Below are 17,859 nucleotides of genomic sequence, written 5' to 3'. Positions count from 1 at the left end.
GGACCCGAACCGCCCGACAGAGAGTCGCCATGCCGCACTACCGTTCCCGCACATCCACCCACGGCCGCAACATGGCCGGCGCCCGCGCCCTGTGGCGCGCCACCGGCATGAAGGACGGCGATTTCGGCAAGCCCATCATCGCGGTGGTGAACTCGTTCACGCAGTTCGTGCCGGGCCACGTGCACCTGCGCGACCTGGGCGCCCTGGTGGCCGGCGAGATCGAGGCGGCCGGCGGCGTGGCCAAGGAATTCAACACCATCGCGGTGGACGACGGCATCGCCATGGGCCATGGCGGCATGCTGTACTCGCTGCCCTCGCGCGAACTCATCGCCGACTCGGTGGAATACATGGTCAACGCGCACTGCGCCGACGCCATGGTGTGCATCTCGAACTGCGACAAGATCACCCCGGGCATGCTGATGGCCGCCATGCGCCTGAACATCCCGTGCGTGTTCGTGTCGGGCGGTCCGATGGAAGCCGGCAAGATCACCTCGCCCACCGACGGCAAGGTCATCGCCAAGATCGACCTGATCGACGCCATGATCAAGGCGGCCGACCCCAACGTCACCGATGCCGAGGCCGAGGCCGTCGAGCGCAGCGCGTGCCCGACGTGCGGTTCCTGTTCGGGCATGTTCACCGCCAACTCGATGAACTGCCTTACCGAGGCCATCGGCCTGGCGCTGCCCGGCAACGGCACCATCGTCGCCACCCACGCCTGGCGCAAGGGGCTGTTCGAGCAGGCCGGCCGCCTGGTGGTGGACCTGTGCCGCCGCTATTACGAGCAGGAAGACGCCTCGGTGCTGCCGCGCGCCATCGCCTCGAAAAGCGCGTTCGAGAACGCAATGACGCTCGACGTGGCGATGGGCGGCTCGACCAACACCGTGCTGCACCTGCTGGCCGCGGCGCAAGAGGCCGGCGTGGACTTCACCATGGCCGACATCGACCGCATCTCGCGCCGCACGCCGTGCCTGTGCAAGGCGGCGCCGGCCACCGACAAGTACCACATCGAAGACGTGCATCGCGCCGGCGGCATCCTCGGCATCCTGGGCGAGCTGGCGCGCGCCGACCTGCTCGATCTGTCTTGCGGCAATGTGCACAGCGGCACGCTGGGCCAGGCCATCGCGGCCTGGGACATCAACGGCGGGGCCGGCGAGGCCGCACAGAAGTTCTACCGCGCGGCCCCCGGCGGCATTCCCACCACCGTGGCGTTCAGCCAGGACGCCACCTTCCTCACGCTGGACCTGGACCGCAAGTCGGGCTGCATCCGCAGCAACGAGAACGCGTATTCCAAGGACGGCGGCCTGGCCGTGCTGTACGGCAACCTGGCCGAGAAGGGCTGCATCGTCAAGACCGCCGGCGTGGACGAATCGCAATGGGTGTTCACGGGCCGCGCGCGCGTGTTCGAAAGCCAGGAGGATGCGGTCGAAGGCATCCTGGGCGACAAGGTGGCGGCCGGTGACGTCGTCGTCATCCGCTACGAAGGCCCCAAGGGCGGCCCGGGCATGCAAGAAATGCTGTATCCCACGTCTTACCTGAAGTCCAAGGGCCTGGGCAAGGTGTGCGCGCTGTTCACCGATGGCCGCTTCTCGGGCGGCTCGTCGGGCCTGGTCATCGGCCATGCCTCGCCGGAAGCGGCCGAAGGCGGCACGGTGGGCCTGGTCGAAGACGGCGACACCATCGAGATCGACATCCCCAACCGCCGCATGCATCTGGCCGTGGACGACGCCGAACTGGCGCGCCGCCGCGCCGCCATGGAGGCCCGCGGCGACCAGGCCTGGCGGCCCGTGGACCGTGTACGCGTGGTCTCGCAGGCGCTGCAGGCCTACGCCGCGCTGGCCACATCGGCCGATCGCGGCGCGGTGCGCGACCTGTCGCAATTGAAGCGCTGAGATCCGCGTACTGAAGTTCAAAAGCCCGGTCGTCGTACCGGGCTTTTTCATGGAATGGCGCCTGAATGACGAGCCCGGCCAATCGCGCCGGGTTTTTTCTTGCTCATGGACGATAGGATTCTTTTCGATAAAGCGAGAGCATTGATATAAATGGGTTCGCTTTTATTCAAATATGAGCCTTCACCAATGACGCTCAAGCAGCTCGAAGCCTTCTACTGGGCCGCCACGTGTCGCAGTTTCGCCATTGCGGCCAGCCGGCTCAACATCTCGGTATCTTCGCTGTCGAAGCGCCTGGCCGAATTGGAAGGCGTCATCGGCTCCGAGCTGTTCAGCCGCAGTGCGCGCAGCGCCGTCCTCACTCCCCTGGGCGAGCAGCTGCTGCCGCATGCGCGCGACCTTCTGCGGTCCGCCGACGATTTCATGCAGCGTGCCGCCGACAATGCGCCGCTGGCGGGACGCTGCCGCTTCGGCGTGGGTGAACTCACTTCCATGACGTGGATGCCGCGCCTGATCGCCGCGATACGTACCAGGTATCCGAATCTGCTCGTCGAGCCGCGGGTCGGTGTGGGCGAAGAGGTCGAACTGGGTCTGGAGGACGGCGACCTCGACTTCGGCATCATCGCGGGACCGTCCACACGCGCGTCGATCACCTCCACCTTGATCGGCCAGGTCGAGTTCCAGTGGGTGGCCAGCCCGCTGGTGGTGCGCGATCCGCGCTGGCTGCCGCCGACGGCCCTGCGCGACCACACACTGGTGGCGCTGCCTGACAGCTCGGGCGTGATCCGGATAGTCGACGACTGGATGAGCGCGCATGGCGTATCGCCGGGACACAACCTGCGCTGCAACGGATGGGCTGCGGTGGCCGGTATGCTGCGCGAAGGGCTGGGCGTGGGCATCCTGCCCAAGGCGTGGGCCGGCGTGCTGGTCCAGCGAGGTCAGTTGGCGCGGCTGGAGAACTTTCCGGCTCCGCAACCGCTGCGATACACCATCCAATGGCGTCGCGACGATACGCGCCCATTGCTTGCGCACATGCGCGAACTGGCGCAGCGCAGCATCGATTTCGACGCTCCGACTTGCCTGATCTAAGGCGCTCGCCGCCACGCGAATGTTCGAAAAAAGGGAAACCAACCCGCGAAAATAATTCGCTTTATGGCAATTCATGTCGCCGGTAGAGTGGCCGCATCACACGATCACAACGGAGACATCCATGAGCGATTCCGGCTTCTCGATCGCCGAGCGCGCGCCCGGTCTGGATGAGGACATCCTCGACGCTGCGCTGCGCGCCAAGAGCGTGCTCGGACACGCCCGACCGCCAAGGAAATCATGACGTCCCCAAAACGCATCACGCGGCTGGATCTGTGGCTGGATCCGATATTCGATCGCATGGTAGCGGCGCGCGCCGATCTGCAACTGAGCGTGGCTGCGGCGCGCGGCGATGACGCCGCGACGCTCGCCGCGTTGTCGCGCTCGCATGCCTACATGGTGTCCGCCGCCAAGGACGAATTGCCCCCGCGCTGGTCGGTCACGGCGGAACTGATTGCGCAATGTCCCGATCTGGTCTGCGTGGCGTCCTCCGGCGCGGGCTACGACACCGTGGACGTGCAGGCGTGCACCGCCGCTGGCATCGCCGTCGTGAACCAGGCGGGCGGCAACGCCGACTCGGTGGCCGAGCACACCTATGCGCTGTTGCTGGCCGTGCGCCGGCGCATCGTCGAATCGCATGATCGCCTGCGCCGTGATCACGGTTTCACGCGCGAGCAGCTGATGGGCCACGAGATCCGGGGCAACACCATCGGCCTGGTGGGCCTGGGCCAGATAGGTCGTCGCGCCGCGCGTATCGCGCACGGGTTCGGCCTGCGTGTGGTGGCCTGCGACCCTTATCTTCCGTCCGAGGTCATACGCGCCGCCGGCGCCGAGCCGGTCGGGCTGCACGATCTGCTGGGGCAATCAGACATCGTGTCGCTGCATTGTCCGTTGAACGCCGAGACCCGCGGCATGATGAACGCGGCCGCGTTCGCCCGCATGAAGCCCGGTTCGGTATTCATCACCACGGCGCGCGGAGGCATCCATGATGAAGCCGCGCTGTATGACGCGCTGCAGGCGGGCCACTTGTCCGGCGCCGGCCTCGACGTATGGCAGCAGGAGCCGCCGGGCAACGACGCGCCGCTGCTGCAGCTGCCCAACGTGGTGGGTACGTATCACACGGCCGGGGTGACGCACGAGGCGAGGCGCAATGTCGCGCGCTCCGCCGCCGAGCAGTTGCTTGCCATGCTGGATGGGCGGCGTCCGCCCAATCTGGTCAATCCGCCGGCATGGCCGGCTGCGCTGGAGCGCATCGCCCGGCTGGCATAACGATACGCGGCATGCAGCCGCATCAACGAGGAGACAACATAATGCATAGCCCTTGCAAGCGTCATACCTTGGGCCGGCTGACCGGCGCCGCGCTGCTCTGCGCCGCCGCGGCCCTGCCCGCCACCAGCATGGCCGCGGACTACCCGGAACATCCGATCAACCTGATCGTGTCATACGGCCCGGGCGGCGGCACTGATCTGGTGGCGCGCATGATGGCCCCCTATCTGCAGAAGTACCTGGGCAACGACGCGCGCATCGTCGTGCTCAACCGCCCCGGCGCGGGCGGCGCCATTGGCTTCAGCGAGCTTGCTCGTGCAAAACCGGACGGCTACACCATCGGCTTCATCAACACGCCGAACCTCCTTACCATTCCCATCGAGCGCAGCACCAATTTCACGTGGCGTGACTTCGACTTGATCGGCAACTTGATCGACGACCCGGGCTCGTTCACCGTGCGCGAGGACAGTCCCGTCAAGACGCTGGCCGACCTTGCCGCATACGCCAAGAAGAACCCCGGCGCCGTTACCGTCGGCACGACCGGTACGGGCTCGGACGACCATCTGGCGATGCTGCGCTTTCAGCAGACCGCATCGACCAGGCTGAACCACGTGCCATACAAGGGCGCGTCCGAGGTTCGCACTGCCCTGACCGGCGGCGAGATCGTGATCGGAGCGATGAACATCGGCGAGGCGTTGCAATACCAGAAGGGCGGGACGCCGCTGCGCATCCTGGGCCAGATGTCCAAGACGCGCTCGGCCGCGCTGCCCGACGTGCCCACCTTCAAGGAGCAGGGTTACGACTTCGAGCTGGCTTCGCTGCGCGGCCTGGCGGCGCCCAAGGGATTGCCAGACCCGGTACGCGCCAAGCTGGTCGAAGCCGTGAAGAAGACCTATGACGACCCCGAGTTCCAGGCCAAGGCCCGCGAGTTGTTCGCGCCGCTGCGTTATCTCGCTCCCGACGACTATGCGCGGACACTGGAGCAGGATGAGGCCGAGTTGCGCGCGCAGTGGGCAGCGTCGCCCTGGAAGGACAAATGAGGCGGTGCGTCTAGTCCACGCTGGCGCCCGATGCCTTGACCACCGCGCTCCACTTGGCCACGTCGTGCTTCAGCACCTCCGCGAACTGCTGCGGAGTGGTGACGTAAGGCTCGGCCCCTTGCGCGGCGAAGCTGTCCGCCACTTCGGTCGTGCGCAGCAGCTCGTTCACGTCGCGATTGATGCGCGCCACCAGCGCGGGCGGCGTCCGCTTGGGCGCCATCAGCCCGAACCAGGGGTTGACGTCGAAATCCTTGAAACCCGCCTCGGCGATGGTGGGCACGTCGGCGAATGACCTGGCGCGTCGCGCGCTGGTGACGGCGATGGGCCGCAGGGTGCCGCTCTTGATCTGTCCGGCCACCGAGGGCAGGCTGGTGAAGACCACGTCGATGCGTCCGCCCAGCAGGTCCTGCAGGGCCGGCGCCGCGCCGCGATAGGGCACGTGCACCAGCTTCACGCCGGCCGCGCTGTTGAACATCTCGCCCAGCAGATGATTCACGGATCCGTTGCCGGCCGAGCCATACGTGACGCGACCGCCCTTGGCGGCCTGCACCAGCTCGGGCACGGTATGGAAAGACGCGTCGGGTCGCCCCACGGCCACGAAGGGCACCGTGGCCAGCGTGGCCACCGGCGCGAAATCGGCGCCGGGGTCGAACGACAGGTTCTTGTACAGCGCGCCGTTGATGGCCTGCGTGCCCACATAGCTCATCAGCAGCGTGTAGCCGTCCGGCTCGGCCGCGATGACCGCTTCCATGCCCACGTTGCCGCCCGCGCCCGCGCGGTTCTCGACCACCACGGGCTGCCCCCACTTCTTCGTCAGTTGCTGTCCCATGATGCGCGCCAGCGCGTCCGACGCGCCGCCCGGCGTCTGCGGCACGACGATGCGTACCGGTTTGGTGGGAAAGGCGTCCTGCGCCGCGGCGGGCATGGCCGCCGCGCCGACGCAGGCGCACAGGGTCGCCGCCCGTATGAAGTGCCGCATCCTTTGTCTCCGATATGTTTTTTGTCGTCATCGTGGAATCGCCCGGACGGGCCGGGCGATTCATTGACGATTCATTGTATGCCTTCAGGCCGCGGCAGCCGCCGGCACGCCGAGGCGATCGCGGCGCCAGCTGTACAGCGCCACCAGCAGTCCGCTGCCCGTGACGGCTGCCGCCACCAGCGGCGTGCTGCCCAGGCCGGGACCATGGTCGATCGCCAGGCCGCCCAGCCAGGCGCCCGCGGCATTGCCCAGATTGAACGCGGCGATATTGAAGGCCGACGCCAGGTTCGGCGCGCCGCCGGCCTGCTCCAGCACGCGCATCTGCAGCGGCGGCACGGTGGCGAAAGCGGCCGCGCCCAATACGCCGACGGTGATCACGGCCAGCACTTTGTCGTGCACGGTGAAGGTGAACAGCACCAGTACCACCGCCAGCACGGCCAGGCTGCCCACCAGTGTGGGCATCAGCCGCCGGTCGGACAGGCGTCCGCCCAGCGTGTTGCCCGCCACCAGTCCCACGCCGAACAGCAGCAGGATGGGCGACACCGCAGCTTCCGGAAAGCCGCTCAGTTCGGTAAGCAGCGGCGAGATGTAGGTGAAGGCCGTGAACACGCCGCCGAAGCCCAGCACCGTCATCAGGAAGCCCAGCAGCACCTGCGGCCGGCCCAGCGCGCGCAGTTCGCCCTTCAGGTCGCTCTGGTGCGCGCCGCGGCTGGCGGGCACCAGCGCCGCGATGGCCACCAGCGCGACCAGGCCGATCGCCGTCACCGCCCAGAAGGTGGAGCGCCAGCCCCAGGCCTGGCCGAGCCACGTGCCGAACGGCACGCCCAGCACGTTGGCCAGCGTCAGGCCGGTGAACATCAGTGCGATGGCCGATGCCTGCTTGTCCGGGCGAACCAGGCTGGTGGCCACCACCGAGCCCACGCCGAAGAAGGCGCCGTGCGCCAGCGAGGTCAGCACGCGCGCGGCCATCAGCCATCCGTAGTCGGGCGCCAGGGCACAGGCCAGGTTGCCAAGCGTGAAGATCACCATCAGGGTCAGCAGCAAGGTCTTGCGCGGCAGCCGTGTGGTGAGGATGGCGACGGGCGGGGCGCCCACAGTGACGCCCAGCGCGTAGCCGGTGACAAGCAGGCCGGCGCTGGACAGGGTGACGCCCAGGTCGCCGCCCACCTGCGGCAGCAGCCCCATGATGACGAACTCGGTGGTGCCGATGCCGAAGGCTCCCACGGCAAGCGCCCAAAGCGCGATAGGCATTTTCAGACTCCAGAATCAGAAGACGGGCATGGCCCGGATGCCCGGCATTGTGCGCCGCGGGATATTTGAGAAAAAGCGGCCTAGAATCACATCACTTGTGTTCTGGAGGCAAAAATGTCACTGAACTCCGATGCGCTGCGAGTGTTCCTGGCGGTGGTGGACACCGGCAGCATGAGTGCGGCGGCCGAATTCCTGGGCCAGACGGCGTCGGGCGTAAGCCGCGCACTGGGGCGGCTGGAGGAGCAACTGGGCGTCACGCTGCTGACGCGCACCACGCGCCGCATGGAGCTGACCGAGGAGGGCGTCGAGTTCCTGCAGAAAGCGCGCGGCATCGTGGGCGCGCTGGACGAGGCCGAGGAATGCATGCGCATCCGCCACCAGCGCCCGGCGGGCAGGTTGCGTGTCGACGCGTCGGCGCCCGTGATCCTGCATTGCATCGTGCCGCACATGGCCGACTTCCACGAGCGCTATCCCGCCATTCAACTGGAACTGACCAGCACCGATCGCATCGTCGACCTGGTCGAACATCGTACCGACCTGGCCATCCGTGCCGGCCCGCTGGGCGACTCGTCGTTGCACGCGCGGCCGTTCCGCCCGTCGCGCCAGTACATCGTGGCCAGTCCCAGCTACATCGAGAAGCACGGCAAGCCACGCAAGGTGGAGGACCTGGCGCGGCACATGCTGCTGGGCTTCACGCAGCCCGACACGCTGAACAACTGGCCGCTGCGGCACGAGAGAGGCAACACCTATCCCATCGTGCCCGGCATGGCGGCATCGAGCGGCGAGACCCTGCGGGGACTGGCCCTGGCCGGGTTGGGAATCGCCTGCCTGTCGGAGTTCATGACGCGCGCCGACCTGGATGCCGGACGGCTGGTAACGGTGCTGGAGTCGGCAGACAATGGATACCGGCAGCCCCTGCACGCGGTGTACTACCGGAATACGCAGCTGGCGCGGCGCATCGCGTGCTTCCTGGATTTTCTTTCGGAGCGGATGTAGGAAGCGGCGTTGTAGAAAGAAAGAAGCGTCATCCGCGCCGCGGAGCCGGGAAGTGCCTGCGCATTCGGAGTCGGGTCAAGGGATGACCTCTGGGGTCGAATCCGTCTTGATCGGCGATCGCACTCATGTCACGAGCGCTTTTCGGCACGGTCTGTCAGTTGGAGCGAGCGGCCAGTAATCGTTTGCCTCGAGCAATGATGTTGTCCGCGTCAAACGCTTTGACACGGCCCGCGGCGACATCGGCCAAACCTTGGTCAATGTCGGCTTTGAGAGCGTTCAATTCATTCAACATCAATTCGCGACGGATCTTCCATTCGCGCAATGCTTCCCGGACTACTTCACTGGTCGAGGCATATTCCCCGTCTTCTACTGCCTGTTTGAGGCTGGCCGCCATCTCGGCGGGCATCGTGATGGTCAGGCGCTCAAGAGTTGTGGGCATGATGGGGCTCGGCAGTGCGATGATCATACTTTATCATACTGCCCAGGCTGGCCTGTTTCCTACACGGCTTCCCACGTCATCCCTATCCGAACGTCTGCTCCATCTCGCGCCGGAACCGCACGGCCATGGCGTTGTCGTCGAACTCGACGTCATGCCAGCGGATCGCCTGGCCTTGCTTCACGGTAGTCTTCAGCTGCACCTTGTGCGCCAGCCCCAGCGGCAGATACCCGTCGGCCACCGAGATACGCGCCGGCATCAGCTTGCCGTACACGGTGTAGCCGCCTTCGCCATCCAGTTCCTGGCCCGGCGCCAGGTCCCGCTTGGCGGTGGCGACCACGTCGCCGTGCCAGCCCGCGGGCGATCCGGTGGGCTCCCGCCGCAGGCCCACGCTGGCCACGCTGATGCCGAGTTCGAGTCCTATCAGGTGATAGGGCTTGTACATGGCGGTGTAGTTGCCGCTGGGGTCTGTGACGAGTCCGTATTCCTGAAAGCAGCGGCGCACGTAATCGCTGTCGCCGGCCAGCGTGACGTACACGCCCCAGCGCAGGTCGCGGAACACGGGCCGTCCGTCGCGTTCAAGGGACGAGATCACCTCGACCTGGCCGCGATGATGCAGGATGCCGCCCTCTTCGCGCGGCCGCAGCACGCGTGCCAGATCGTCCACGCCGCACGGCGGGAAGTGCAGGCCGGTGGGCGAGGGCGCCAGCCCGGTGGCATTGGCCACGGCGGCCATCTCGATGGCGCTTTTCGTGCCGTCCAGGAAGCTGTTGAACATCTGCGCGTTGAAGTCGCCCGCGGCCACCATCTCGTCGGTGAAGCCGTAATAGGGCCATACCGTGTCCGGCGTCGAGGTGTGGAACTCGGGCAGGTACTTGGTGCCCTTGCCGGCCGCCACTACTTCGAAGCCGGACGTGCGCGCCCAGTCCACCATCTCGCAGATCAGGGCAGGCTGATCGCCGTAGGCGAGCGAATAGACGATGCCGGCCTCGCGCGCGCGCTTGGCCAGCAGCGGTCCTGCCAGCGCGTCGGCCTCGACGTTGACCATGATCACGTGCTTGCCGTGCTCGCAGCAGGCCAGCACGTGGCGGATGCCCGCGGCGGGACTGCCGGTGGCGTCGATGACGATCTCGACGCCGGGGTCGGCGATGACGGCCAGCGCATCGTCGCTGAAGTACACCTTGCGCGACTTGACCGCCTCGTGGATGCTGCCCGCATTCAGCGCGCTGGCCGGCCAACCCACTTTGGTAAGCGCGGCGCGCGCCCGGTCGGGCGCCAGGTCGGCCACGGCCACCAGCCGGATGCCCGGCGTGCGCTGGGCCTGGCTTAAGAACATCGAACCGAACTTGCCGGCGCCGATCAGGGCGACCCGCAGCGGCTTGTCGTCGGTTTCGCGCTGTTTGAGCATGCGGTGCAGATTCATTGAACGGCCTCCTCGAGGGGTTCCAACGACGTGCGCGCGGCCGCAGGCGGCGTACCGTGCTGCCACGGAAGCTCCACAGGATAGTCCGTTTGCAGGCAATCGTCAGGCAGGCATTCGATGGGTGCGAAGTCCCTATGCGCAATCCACTCGACGCGCTTGTGGCGGCGGATATGGTTCGAGATGGCGCAAAGGCTGAGATACACGCTGACCCGGTTCCAGGGGCTGAGATTCGATGACGACGCATGCACCAGGCACGAATGGAACAGCAGCATCGAACCGGCCGGCCCCTTGGGCGTGACGATGCCGCCGTTGCGGCCGCCCGCCTTTTCCACCAGCGCGCGGATGTTGTCGTTGTTGATGGTCCATAGCGGATAGCTGGTAGTGGTGAGGTCGTGTCCCGCTTCGAGCACGCCCAGCTTGTGGCTGCCCGGGATGAACATCAGCGGCCCGTTGTGTTCGTTCACCTCATCCAGGAAGATGGCCACGTTCATGGCGCGCGGCGTAGGCATCAGGTCGTCGTTCAGCCATGTGCCGTAGTCCTGGTGCCACTGCCACACGTCTCCGTCGAAAGCATTCTTCCCGTTGATCTTGAACTGGTGCATGTACACCTGCTCGCCGAACAGCTGCTCCACGGGGCGCACCATGCGAGGGTGCCGGGCCAGCCGCGCGAAGGGCGCGCTGTACATGTGCGCGGCGAAGTTCGTGCGCACCGCGCCGCTGTGCTTCTCGCGCACGTTCTCGGGACGGTCCTGCGCGTACAGGCGCGGCACCTCTTCGACCAGCTTGGCGATTTCTTCGGGAGAAAACAGGGCGGGGAAGAACAGATATCCGTCCCGTTCGAACTGCTCCAGTTGGGCGTTGCTCAGTTGCATCGTTGTCTCCAATGGTGGGCCGGCTGCGGCCGGCTTCTCCGATGGCCGGCGTCGCGCGCCGGTGTAGGTGGGGATGCGTGCTGCGGGAACTGCGGAACTGCGTCGCTGCGGACTTCAGTGATTCATCCAGTCGGCGAGTCTTGACGGGCCTCGTTTCACGCGGCCGTGCGCTGCTCCAGCCGCGGCAGCAGCCCTGCCGCCGCGCGCACCGCATGGTCGCGGGCCAGCCTGGCCGCGCGCTCGGCGCTGCCGGCATTGATGGCGTCGATGATGGCCGCGTGCTCGTCCCAAAGCCCGGCCCGCACCGAGGCGGGTTCGAGCACGGCGCACATCACGCGCTCCAGGTGTCCCCATTGCGGTTCCATCACGGCCGCCAGCAGGCGGTTGCCCGACGCTTCGTAGATCGCGCGGTGCAGTTGGGTGTCGGCGGCGATCAGGGCCGGCATGCGGCCGCGGCGCAGCGCGGACAGGCCACGCTCGATCAGCGAGGCGGGCAGGGGACGCGCCTGCCCTGCGCGTATGCGTTGCGCGGCCAGGCGAGCCGCCAGCGCGTCGACCTCGGCGCGCAACTGGTAGAACTCTTCCACCAGTTGCGGGTCCAGCGGCGCCACTTGCAGCGTGCCGCGTCCGTCGGCGCGCACGGCCAGGCCGTCGCGTTCGAGGCGCGACAGCGCCTGCAGCACGGGCTGGCGCGAAATGCCGAAACGGGCGGCCAGGTCTTCCTGGCCCAGCCGCGAGCCCGGAGCCAGCGAGCCGCCGATGACGGCCTCGCGCAACTCGACATATACCGACTCGGCCAGGTCTCCTGGCGTGGACAGCGGTCTCAGCATGGCGGCCTCCGCTCGCACGTGGATCTGTATACAGAATACAGAAAGATCCCGCCGTTGGTCACGCTGCGCCGCCGCATCCGGTGTCGCACTAGAATGGAAACCTTCAGCGCACGGCGACGCGCCTGTAACGAGGAGACGATAATGGAGATCAAGCGTGTGGCGGGCGCTCTGGGCGCCGAGATTTCGGGTGTGGATCTCACCCGGCCTCTGGATGGCGAGCGGGCGGCCCAGGTGCGGCGGGCGCTGCTGGATCACCAGGTCATCTTCCTGCGCGGCCAGGACCTGAGCCCGCGGCAGTTCCTGGACTTCGCCCTCGCGATGGGCAACCCTATCGAGTATCCCTTCGTCAACGGACTCGACGGCTATCCGCAAATCATCGAAGTGAAGAAGCTCGAGCACGAGCGCACCAACTTCGGCGGCGTCTGGCATTCGGACACCACCTATTTGCAAGAGCCGCCGATGGGCTCCATGCTGCTGTCGCGCGAGATTCCGCCGTATGGGGGCGACACGCTGTTCGCCAGCCAGTACGCGGCCTATGAAGCCCTGTCCGACACCATGAAGCGCCTCCTGGATGGGCTGGTGGGCATCAGCACGTCGGCCAAGGCCGATGTGTCGCGTACCCGCGAAGACCGCATCCGTAGCGATGGCCGGCAAGGCGCGGCGCAGGAGTACGTCGCGGAGCACCCGCTGGTCCGTACGCACCCCGAGACCGGCCGCAAGGCGTTGTATCTCAACGTGGCGCACACCGCGGGCATCAAGGGCATGACTGACGAGGAAAGCGCGCCCCTGCTGCAGTTCCTGTTCCAGCATCAGGTCAGGCCCGAGTTCACCTGCCGCTTCGTCTGGACGCCGAACGCCATCGCGTTCTGGGACAACCGCTGCGCCATGCACAACCCGGTGAACGACTATCACGGCTTTCGCCGGGTCATGCACCGCATCACGCTCAAGGGCGACCGGCCCGTGTAGGCTGGCAGGCCGCCCTGCACCGGGCGTTGCTTGCAGTGGTGAACGTTGGCGAGGAGGCCTCAACCATCCGAGGCGTACAACTCGCCTGCCAGCACGTTGCGCCAGTTGTCCCATGTCAGGCGCGGCCTGTCGGTTTCCTGGCGGTTGTAGGGAGCGTCGTAGACGATGTGGCGCCAGCGCGGCCGTGCCGCGCCCTGGATGCGCGGCCGGTCGTCGATCAGCAGGTCGCCCTGCACCAGCGTCTTGTCGCGCGTCAGGATGAGCCGCTCGGTGGCGGGCCGTCCCAGGTGGCGCTCGACCCACTGGTACTTCTCGGCCACGCAGTTCTCGTATTGGCGAAGCGGCGACGAGCAGATGCGCACGTCCATGCCCAGCGCCAGCAGTTCGCGCCAGGCCTCGATGGCGCCGGGTACCGGCGGCAGGTCGCGGATGAAGCCAGGGGCCGTATAGATGGCCTCGGCCCGGGCGCGCAGTTCGGGCGGATAGTCTTCGAGGATGTGGAACGACTTGCGGTCTTCGAACGCCACGGGCTCGATGTCGGGATATCGCGCGCGCCATGCCGCGAGGAAGGCATGTTCGAAGTCGGCCAGTACGCCGTCCTGGTCCAGCAGAATCAACATGATAAGACCCATGGTAGTGGTCGCCGCGCGCCGCGATCGCGCCATGTCTGAATGGCCGCGCGCAGGCTGCGGCATTATGCGCCGTTTCGCGCATGCCGCGAAAATCAGAACGGCTTCACCACGGCAAGGATCGCGATGCCCGCCAGCGAGGCAGCAATGATCGGCATGGCGGGCCAGCGTTGCGTCGGCAGGCCTCGCGCGCTGCGTCGCAGCTGGCCGGACTGCACGCCATGAATGGCCGACAGCAGCAGGACCAGGCCTAGCTTGGCATAGAGCCAACCGTCGCCGATCCAGCCTCCGCCGCTGGCAAGTCCCAATCCCAATGCCCAGACCAGCAGCATCGCGGGGATGGTGACCCAGCGGTCCCAGCCAATTACGGCGACCGCCATGTCGCCCGGTACGGCCGGCATCATCCTCAGGAAGCCCGCCATCGCCAGCACGCCGCTGGCGAACACCAGCGCCGCAGCCAGATGCAGGGCCTTGAGCCAGGGGTATAGCGTGATGAAGGTCATGTCGACGTGTGTCGCCGCGCCGCGATACGGTGCGACAGGCGCACCGCCGTGACGAATCCGCCGAGCGGGATGACTGCCAGGATGAGCAGGCGTCCCAGTTCGGATCCCCGCCACCCCATGGCCGACCATGACTGGATTGCGATCCAAAGGTATGCCAGGAACGCCAGGCCGTGTACCGGCCCCATGATCCGCACAGCCATCGGCCAGCCCGCCAGGTGCTTCAGCGGGACTGCCACCGCGAGCAGCAGAAGCAGCGTGGCGCCCTCTACCCATGCGGCCAGTTCGAGCCGGCGCAAGATGGATCTATCGTCGGCGGGCGTGGGGGATGTGTCGTTGGAAGCGTGCATGAGGGACATTTCCGTATCGCCATGATGGCTCGCCGCATTTATAGCGTCGCGCAGGCTATGGCGATGAGTGGCAGAAAAGACGAAATGCGTTCATTTCCTGCCATGTCGAGTTGGGTAGAATGCGCCCAGCCCCCAGCCCTTCGATGCCAGAGGAATCCATGCGTACCGTCGCCGTCCTGGCGCTGCCCGACTTCATCCCCTACGACCTGGGAATCGCCTGCGACGTGTTCTCCCGCGTCAGGCTCGCAAGAGGCGAATGCGGGTACCGGGTCCTGGTCTGCGGGCAGACGGCCAAGGTCCGTGCCGCTCCGTTCGATATTCACGTGCCGTGGCGGCTGGACCAGATCGTCAACGCCGACATGGTGATCGTGCCGGGTATCGACGATCCATTCCGCCCCATTCCTGCCGCGGTCATCAGGGCGTTGCGTGCGGCGCGGCAGCGTGGTGCTCTGATTGCGTCCATCTGCACCGGCGCTTTCGTGCTGGCTGCGGCCGGCCTGCTGGATGGCCGGCGGGCCACCACGCACTGGGCCGCCGCGCAGGATCTGGCACGGCACTATCCCGCCGTCGAGGTCGATGCCGGCGTGCTGTTCGTGGATGAAGGCGACATCGTTACCTCGGCCGGCGCATCGGCGGGCCTGGACATGTGCCTGTATCTGGTACGCCGCCATCATGGCCAGGCCGTGGCCTCGCATTCTGCGCGGCTGGCGGTGGCGCCCTTGCACCGCGACGGCGGACAGGCGCAGTTCATTCCGCAGTCCACGCCGGCGCCCGCGGCCAGCCTGGCGCCGCTGTTCGACTGGATGCTGGCCAATCTGGACCAGCCGATCGACGTGGCGGCATTGGCCTCGCGCGCCTGCATGAGCCCGCGCACCTTCGCGCGGCGATTCCGCGAGCAGACCGGCACCACGCCCATCCAGTGGCTGTTGAAGTCGCGCGTGCGCCGCGCGCAGGAACTGCTGGAAACGAGTTCGGCGTCCATCGAGCAGATTGCGGCATCCGCCGGTTTCGATTCGCCCGTCACGTTCCGGACGCGCTTCCAGAGCCTCGTGGGGTTGACCCCCAGCGCCTATCGGCGCCGGTTCAGTACGCCGCCAGCCAACGATGCGCTGCGGGACGACCAAGCCGTGCTGGCTGCCTAGCCGCCGTCGGCTCCGCTGCGCGCCAGCACGCGATATTGCGCCATGCCCTTGTTCGGCTCGGACGACACCAGCACGTAGTGCCGGTAGGCCCACACCACGGGCTCGGGCATGGGCGCGGGCAGGGCGGAGCAGTCGGCCTTGCGCAGCAGGGTCACATGCGGCTTGAACGCCTGATCGGGGCGCTGCCAGCCCAGGTCCTGCAAGCGATTCCACAGCCGGTCATGGATGCCGTGCAATGTCTGCGTGGCCGGATCGTCGGCCTCGGGGCCGGCCCACACGATGCCCTGCCGGGGAAACGCGCCGTAGTGGCGTAGTTCGATTTCGCCTTCGTCAATGCGGTCGGCGCGCGTGTGGGCGGTCAACGCCTGCGCCTGCTCGGGCGTGGCCTGGCCCAGGAAGGCCAGGGTCAGATGCAGGGTCTCGGCCCGCATCATGCGGCCGCCGCACAGCGCGTGCGCGTGTTCCTGCCAGGGCCCGAGACTGCCCAGCGCGCGGCCCTCCGGCCACAGGGCGAAGAAGAGACGCAGCGTGGCGTCTTGCGGGGAAGGAGTGGAGCTGTTCATTGCGCCAGCTTAACCTTGCCGGCGCCGCCGGGGGGGGGGGGCCAAAACAAAAGGGCCGGCCCGGGTGTCCGGACCGGCCCCTTCGGGCGGGCTGCGCCGCGGCCTACTGAGCCGCCACCTGCCGCGCTTGCGCCTGCGTTTCCGTCTGCGCCGCCTGCTGCTCGCGCGGCGCGCTGCCGGGCACAGGCGTATCCCAACCGCCACCCAGCGCACGGATCAGGTTCACGGTAGATCGCGCGCGCTCGCCGTCCAGTTGCACCGACACGCGCTGCTGCAGCAGCACGGTGCGGTCGGCCTCGATCACGTCCAGGAAGCTGATCGAGCCTTCGCGGTACTGCGTCTGCGACAGGTGCGCGGCGCGGGTCGAGGCTTGCAGCGCGGCGTCCTGGGCTTCGACCTGGCCGCGCAGCAGGCGCAGGTTGGCCAGGTTGTCCTCGACTTCGCGGAAGGCGGACAGGACCGTCTGGCGGTAGTTGGCCACGTCTTCCTCGTACACCGCCCGCGCGCGGTCCACGCCGGCCTGGCGGCGGCCGCCGTCGAAAATCGGCAGCGACAGCGCGGTACCCACCAAGGGGCCCAGCAGGAAGGTGCGGCTGGACCATTGGAACAGGTTGCCCAGTTCCGACGACTCGAAGCCGGCCGCGCCGGTGATGTCCAGGCGCGGGAAGAACGCCGCGCGCGCCACGCCGATGCGGGCGTTGGCGGCGGCCATGGCGCGTTCGGCCGCGGCGATGTCGGGACGGCGCTCGAGCAGCGTGGACGGCAGGCCGGCGGGCACGTCGATGACGATGCGCGACAGCGGCTGCGACGGCATGCTGAACTCGGCCGGAGCCTTGCCCAGCAGCACCGCCAGCGCGTGCTCGGCGGCGGTGCGGCGGCGTTCGACGCCCACCGCTTCGGAACGCGCCGATTCCAGTTCGGCGCGGGCGCGCGCCAGGTCCAGTTCGCCGATGTCGCCGGCGTCGTAGCGCTGCTGGATCAGCTTGAGCGAAGCGCCGCGCAGGTCCACCGTCTGGCGGTAGATCTGCAGCTCGGCGTCGAGTTCGCGCACCTGGAAGTAGCCTTGCGCCACGTCCGCCTGCAACGCCAGCAGCACCGAGCGATACAAGGCCTCGCTCTGCTGCGCGTCGGCGGACGCGGCGTCCACGTTGGACGCCACGCGGCCGAACAGGTCGGCCTCGTACGAGACGGAGGCCTGCGCGCGCCACAGCGTGGAAGTGCTGGCGGGACCGTCGTCGGCCAGACCTTGCGACGCCGGCGAGACGCGCTGGCGGGACGGACCCACCCCTGCATCCACCCGGGGGTAGAGCTCGGAGCGCGCGTCGCGCAGCAGCGTACGGGCCTGCGTCAGCCGCGCGGCGGCGGCCTGCAGGGTCTGGTTGGCCCGCAGCGCCTCGGCCTGCAGCGCATCCAGCGTCGGGTCGTTGAAGACCTTCCACCATTCGCCGCGCAGCGCGTCTTCCGACGGCCTGGCGGCCTGCCAGCTGCCTGCCTCGTGGGCGGGCAGCGAGGCGGGGGCCGCTTCCTTGTAGGCGGCCGGGGTGGCAACCTCGGGCCGGTGATAGTCGGGGCCCACCGCGCAGCCCGCCAGCGTCAGCAGCAGGGCAAGCAGGGCGGAGCCTTTGAATGTACGCATCATGGCTG

The 17,859-nt window shown here is 67.5% G+C and carries 18 protein-coding genes; 7 read left to right on the top strand and 11 right to left on the bottom strand.

The annotated features are described in order from the left end of the window. The first annotated feature begins 29 nt into the window (after positions 1 to 29). The 4 genes from ilvD to CAL15_RS21880 all read left to right on the top strand — a co-directional run bounded on the left by ilvD (position 30) and on the right by CAL15_RS21880 (position 5,278). Positions 30 to 1,889 carry a dihydroxy-acid dehydratase gene (ilvD, locus tag CAL15_RS21895; RefSeq protein WP_086080422.1) on the top strand — a complete coding sequence of 620 codons (1,860 nt, stop codon included), beginning with the start codon at positions 30 to 32 and terminating at the stop codon, positions 1,887 to 1,889. Between the two features lie 186 nt (positions 1,890 to 2,075). Further along, positions 2,076 to 2,975, top strand: coding sequence for a LysR family transcriptional regulator (locus CAL15_RS21890; RefSeq protein WP_086080421.1), 900 nt, complete (start codon positions 2,076 to 2,078; stop codon positions 2,973 to 2,975). Positions 2,976 to 3,212: 237 nt separating this feature from the next. Then, positions 3,213 to 4,241: a hydroxyacid dehydrogenase gene (locus CAL15_RS21885; protein WP_086080420.1), complete on the top strand. Its 1,029-nt coding sequence runs from the start codon at positions 3,213 to 3,215 to the stop codon at positions 4,239 to 4,241. Positions 4,242 to 4,282: 41 nt separating this feature from the next. After that, entirely contained in the window at positions 4,283 to 5,278 is a 996-nt protein-coding gene (locus CAL15_RS21880; protein ID WP_086080419.1) for a tripartite tricarboxylate transporter substrate binding protein, read from the top strand. A gap of 10 nt (positions 5,279 to 5,288) precedes the next feature. Here CAL15_RS21880 and CAL15_RS21875 read toward each other — a convergent pair whose 3' ends face one another. Together CAL15_RS21875 and CAL15_RS21870 are read right to left on the bottom strand one after the other, a co-directional pair. After that, positions 5,289 to 6,257: a Bug family tripartite tricarboxylate transporter substrate binding protein gene (locus CAL15_RS21875; protein ID WP_086080418.1), complete on the bottom strand. Its 969-nt coding sequence runs from the start codon at positions 6,255 to 6,257 to the stop codon at positions 5,289 to 5,291. A gap of 84 nt (positions 6,258 to 6,341) precedes the next feature. Continuing rightward, entirely contained in the window at positions 6,342 to 7,508 is a 1,167-nt protein-coding gene (locus tag CAL15_RS21870) for an MFS transporter (RefSeq protein WP_086080417.1), read from the bottom strand. A gap of 114 nt (positions 7,509 to 7,622) precedes the next feature. On the opposite strand from CAL15_RS21870, the gene CAL15_RS21865 reads away from it, so the two are divergent. Continuing rightward, positions 7,623 to 8,504 (top strand): LysR family transcriptional regulator, encoded by an 882-nt coding sequence (locus CAL15_RS21865; protein WP_086080416.1) that lies wholly within the window; start codon positions 7,623 to 7,625, stop codon positions 8,502 to 8,504. Positions 8,505 to 8,658: 154 nt separating this feature from the next. Here the strand turns inward: CAL15_RS21865 and CAL15_RS21860 are convergent, their stop codons facing one another. The 4 genes from CAL15_RS21860 to CAL15_RS21845 form a co-directional block, all read right to left on the bottom strand. Further along, a complete protein-coding gene (locus CAL15_RS21860) occupies positions 8,659 to 8,970 on the bottom strand; it encodes a ribbon-helix-helix domain-containing protein (protein ID WP_198299100.1) in 312 nt (103 codons plus the stop codon). A 55-nt stretch (positions 8,971 to 9,025) separates the two neighbouring features. After that, the gene (locus CAL15_RS21855; protein ID WP_086080415.1) at positions 9,026 to 10,363 is read right to left on the bottom strand and encodes an NAD(P)H-dependent oxidoreductase; all 1,338 of its coding nucleotides are present in this window, start codon (positions 10,361 to 10,363) and stop codon (positions 9,026 to 9,028) included. Continuing rightward, positions 10,360 to 11,235: a phytanoyl-CoA dioxygenase family protein gene (locus CAL15_RS21850; RefSeq protein ID WP_086080414.1), complete on the bottom strand. Its 876-nt coding sequence runs from the start codon at positions 11,233 to 11,235 to the stop codon at positions 10,360 to 10,362. Before CAL15_RS21850 ends, CAL15_RS21855 begins: the two co-directional genes overlap by 4 nt. Positions 11,236 to 11,390: 155 nt before the next feature. Then, positions 11,391 to 12,065 (bottom strand): GntR family transcriptional regulator, encoded by a 675-nt coding sequence (locus CAL15_RS21845; RefSeq protein WP_086080413.1) that lies wholly within the window; start codon positions 12,063 to 12,065, stop codon positions 11,391 to 11,393. Positions 12,066 to 12,206: 141 nt separating this feature from the next. Here CAL15_RS21845 and CAL15_RS21840 point away from each other — a divergent pair, with 141 nt between their 5' ends. Continuing rightward, positions 12,207 to 13,031: a TauD/TfdA dioxygenase family protein gene (locus tag CAL15_RS21840; protein WP_086080412.1), complete on the top strand. Its 825-nt coding sequence runs from the start codon at positions 12,207 to 12,209 to the stop codon at positions 13,029 to 13,031. 59 nt (positions 13,032 to 13,090) lie between these two features. Here the strand turns inward: CAL15_RS21840 and CAL15_RS21835 are convergent, their stop codons facing one another. The 3 genes from CAL15_RS21835 to CAL15_RS21825 form a co-directional block, all read right to left on the bottom strand. Continuing rightward, positions 13,091 to 13,651 carry a 5'-3'-deoxyribonucleotidase gene (locus CAL15_RS21835; protein ID WP_086080411.1) on the bottom strand — a complete coding sequence of 187 codons (561 nt, stop codon included), beginning with the start codon at positions 13,649 to 13,651 and terminating at the stop codon, positions 13,091 to 13,093. Positions 13,652 to 13,755: 104 nt separating this feature from the next. Next, positions 13,756 to 14,163: a CopD family protein gene (locus CAL15_RS21830; protein WP_086080410.1), complete on the bottom strand. Its 408-nt coding sequence runs from the start codon at positions 14,161 to 14,163 to the stop codon at positions 13,756 to 13,758. Beyond that, entirely contained in the window at positions 14,160 to 14,510 is a 351-nt protein-coding gene (locus CAL15_RS21825) for a DUF3817 domain-containing protein (RefSeq protein ID WP_086080409.1), read from the bottom strand. The genes CAL15_RS21830 and CAL15_RS21825 overlap by 4 nt, the downstream gene beginning before the upstream one ends. A 158-nt stretch (positions 14,511 to 14,668) precedes the next feature. On the opposite strand from CAL15_RS21825, the gene CAL15_RS21820 reads away from it, so the two are divergent. Beyond that, positions 14,669 to 15,652, top strand: a complete 984-nt coding sequence (locus tag CAL15_RS21820; protein WP_086080408.1) for a GlxA family transcriptional regulator — start codon at positions 14,669 to 14,671, stop codon at positions 15,650 to 15,652. On the opposite strand, the gene thpR is transcribed toward CAL15_RS21820, so the two are convergent. After that, positions 15,649 to 16,215, bottom strand: a complete 567-nt coding sequence (gene thpR, locus CAL15_RS21815; RefSeq protein WP_086080407.1) for an RNA 2',3'-cyclic phosphodiesterase — start codon at positions 16,213 to 16,215, stop codon at positions 15,649 to 15,651. The genes CAL15_RS21820 and thpR overlap by 4 nt on opposite strands. Before the next feature lie 103 nt (positions 16,216 to 16,318). Beyond that, positions 16,319 to 17,854 carry an efflux transporter outer membrane subunit gene (locus CAL15_RS21810; RefSeq protein WP_198299099.1) on the bottom strand — a complete coding sequence of 512 codons (1,536 nt, stop codon included), beginning with the start codon at positions 17,852 to 17,854 and terminating at the stop codon, positions 16,319 to 16,321. Positions 17,855 to 17,859: the final 5 nt, after the last annotated feature.

This window comes from Bordetella genomosp. 13 (assembly GCF_002119665.1).
Taxonomy (GTDB): Bacteria; Pseudomonadota; Gammaproteobacteria; order Burkholderiales; family Burkholderiaceae_B; genus Bordetella.
Note: the sequence above shows the minus strand (reverse complement) of the source record. Positions and strands in the feature narration are given on the sequence as shown.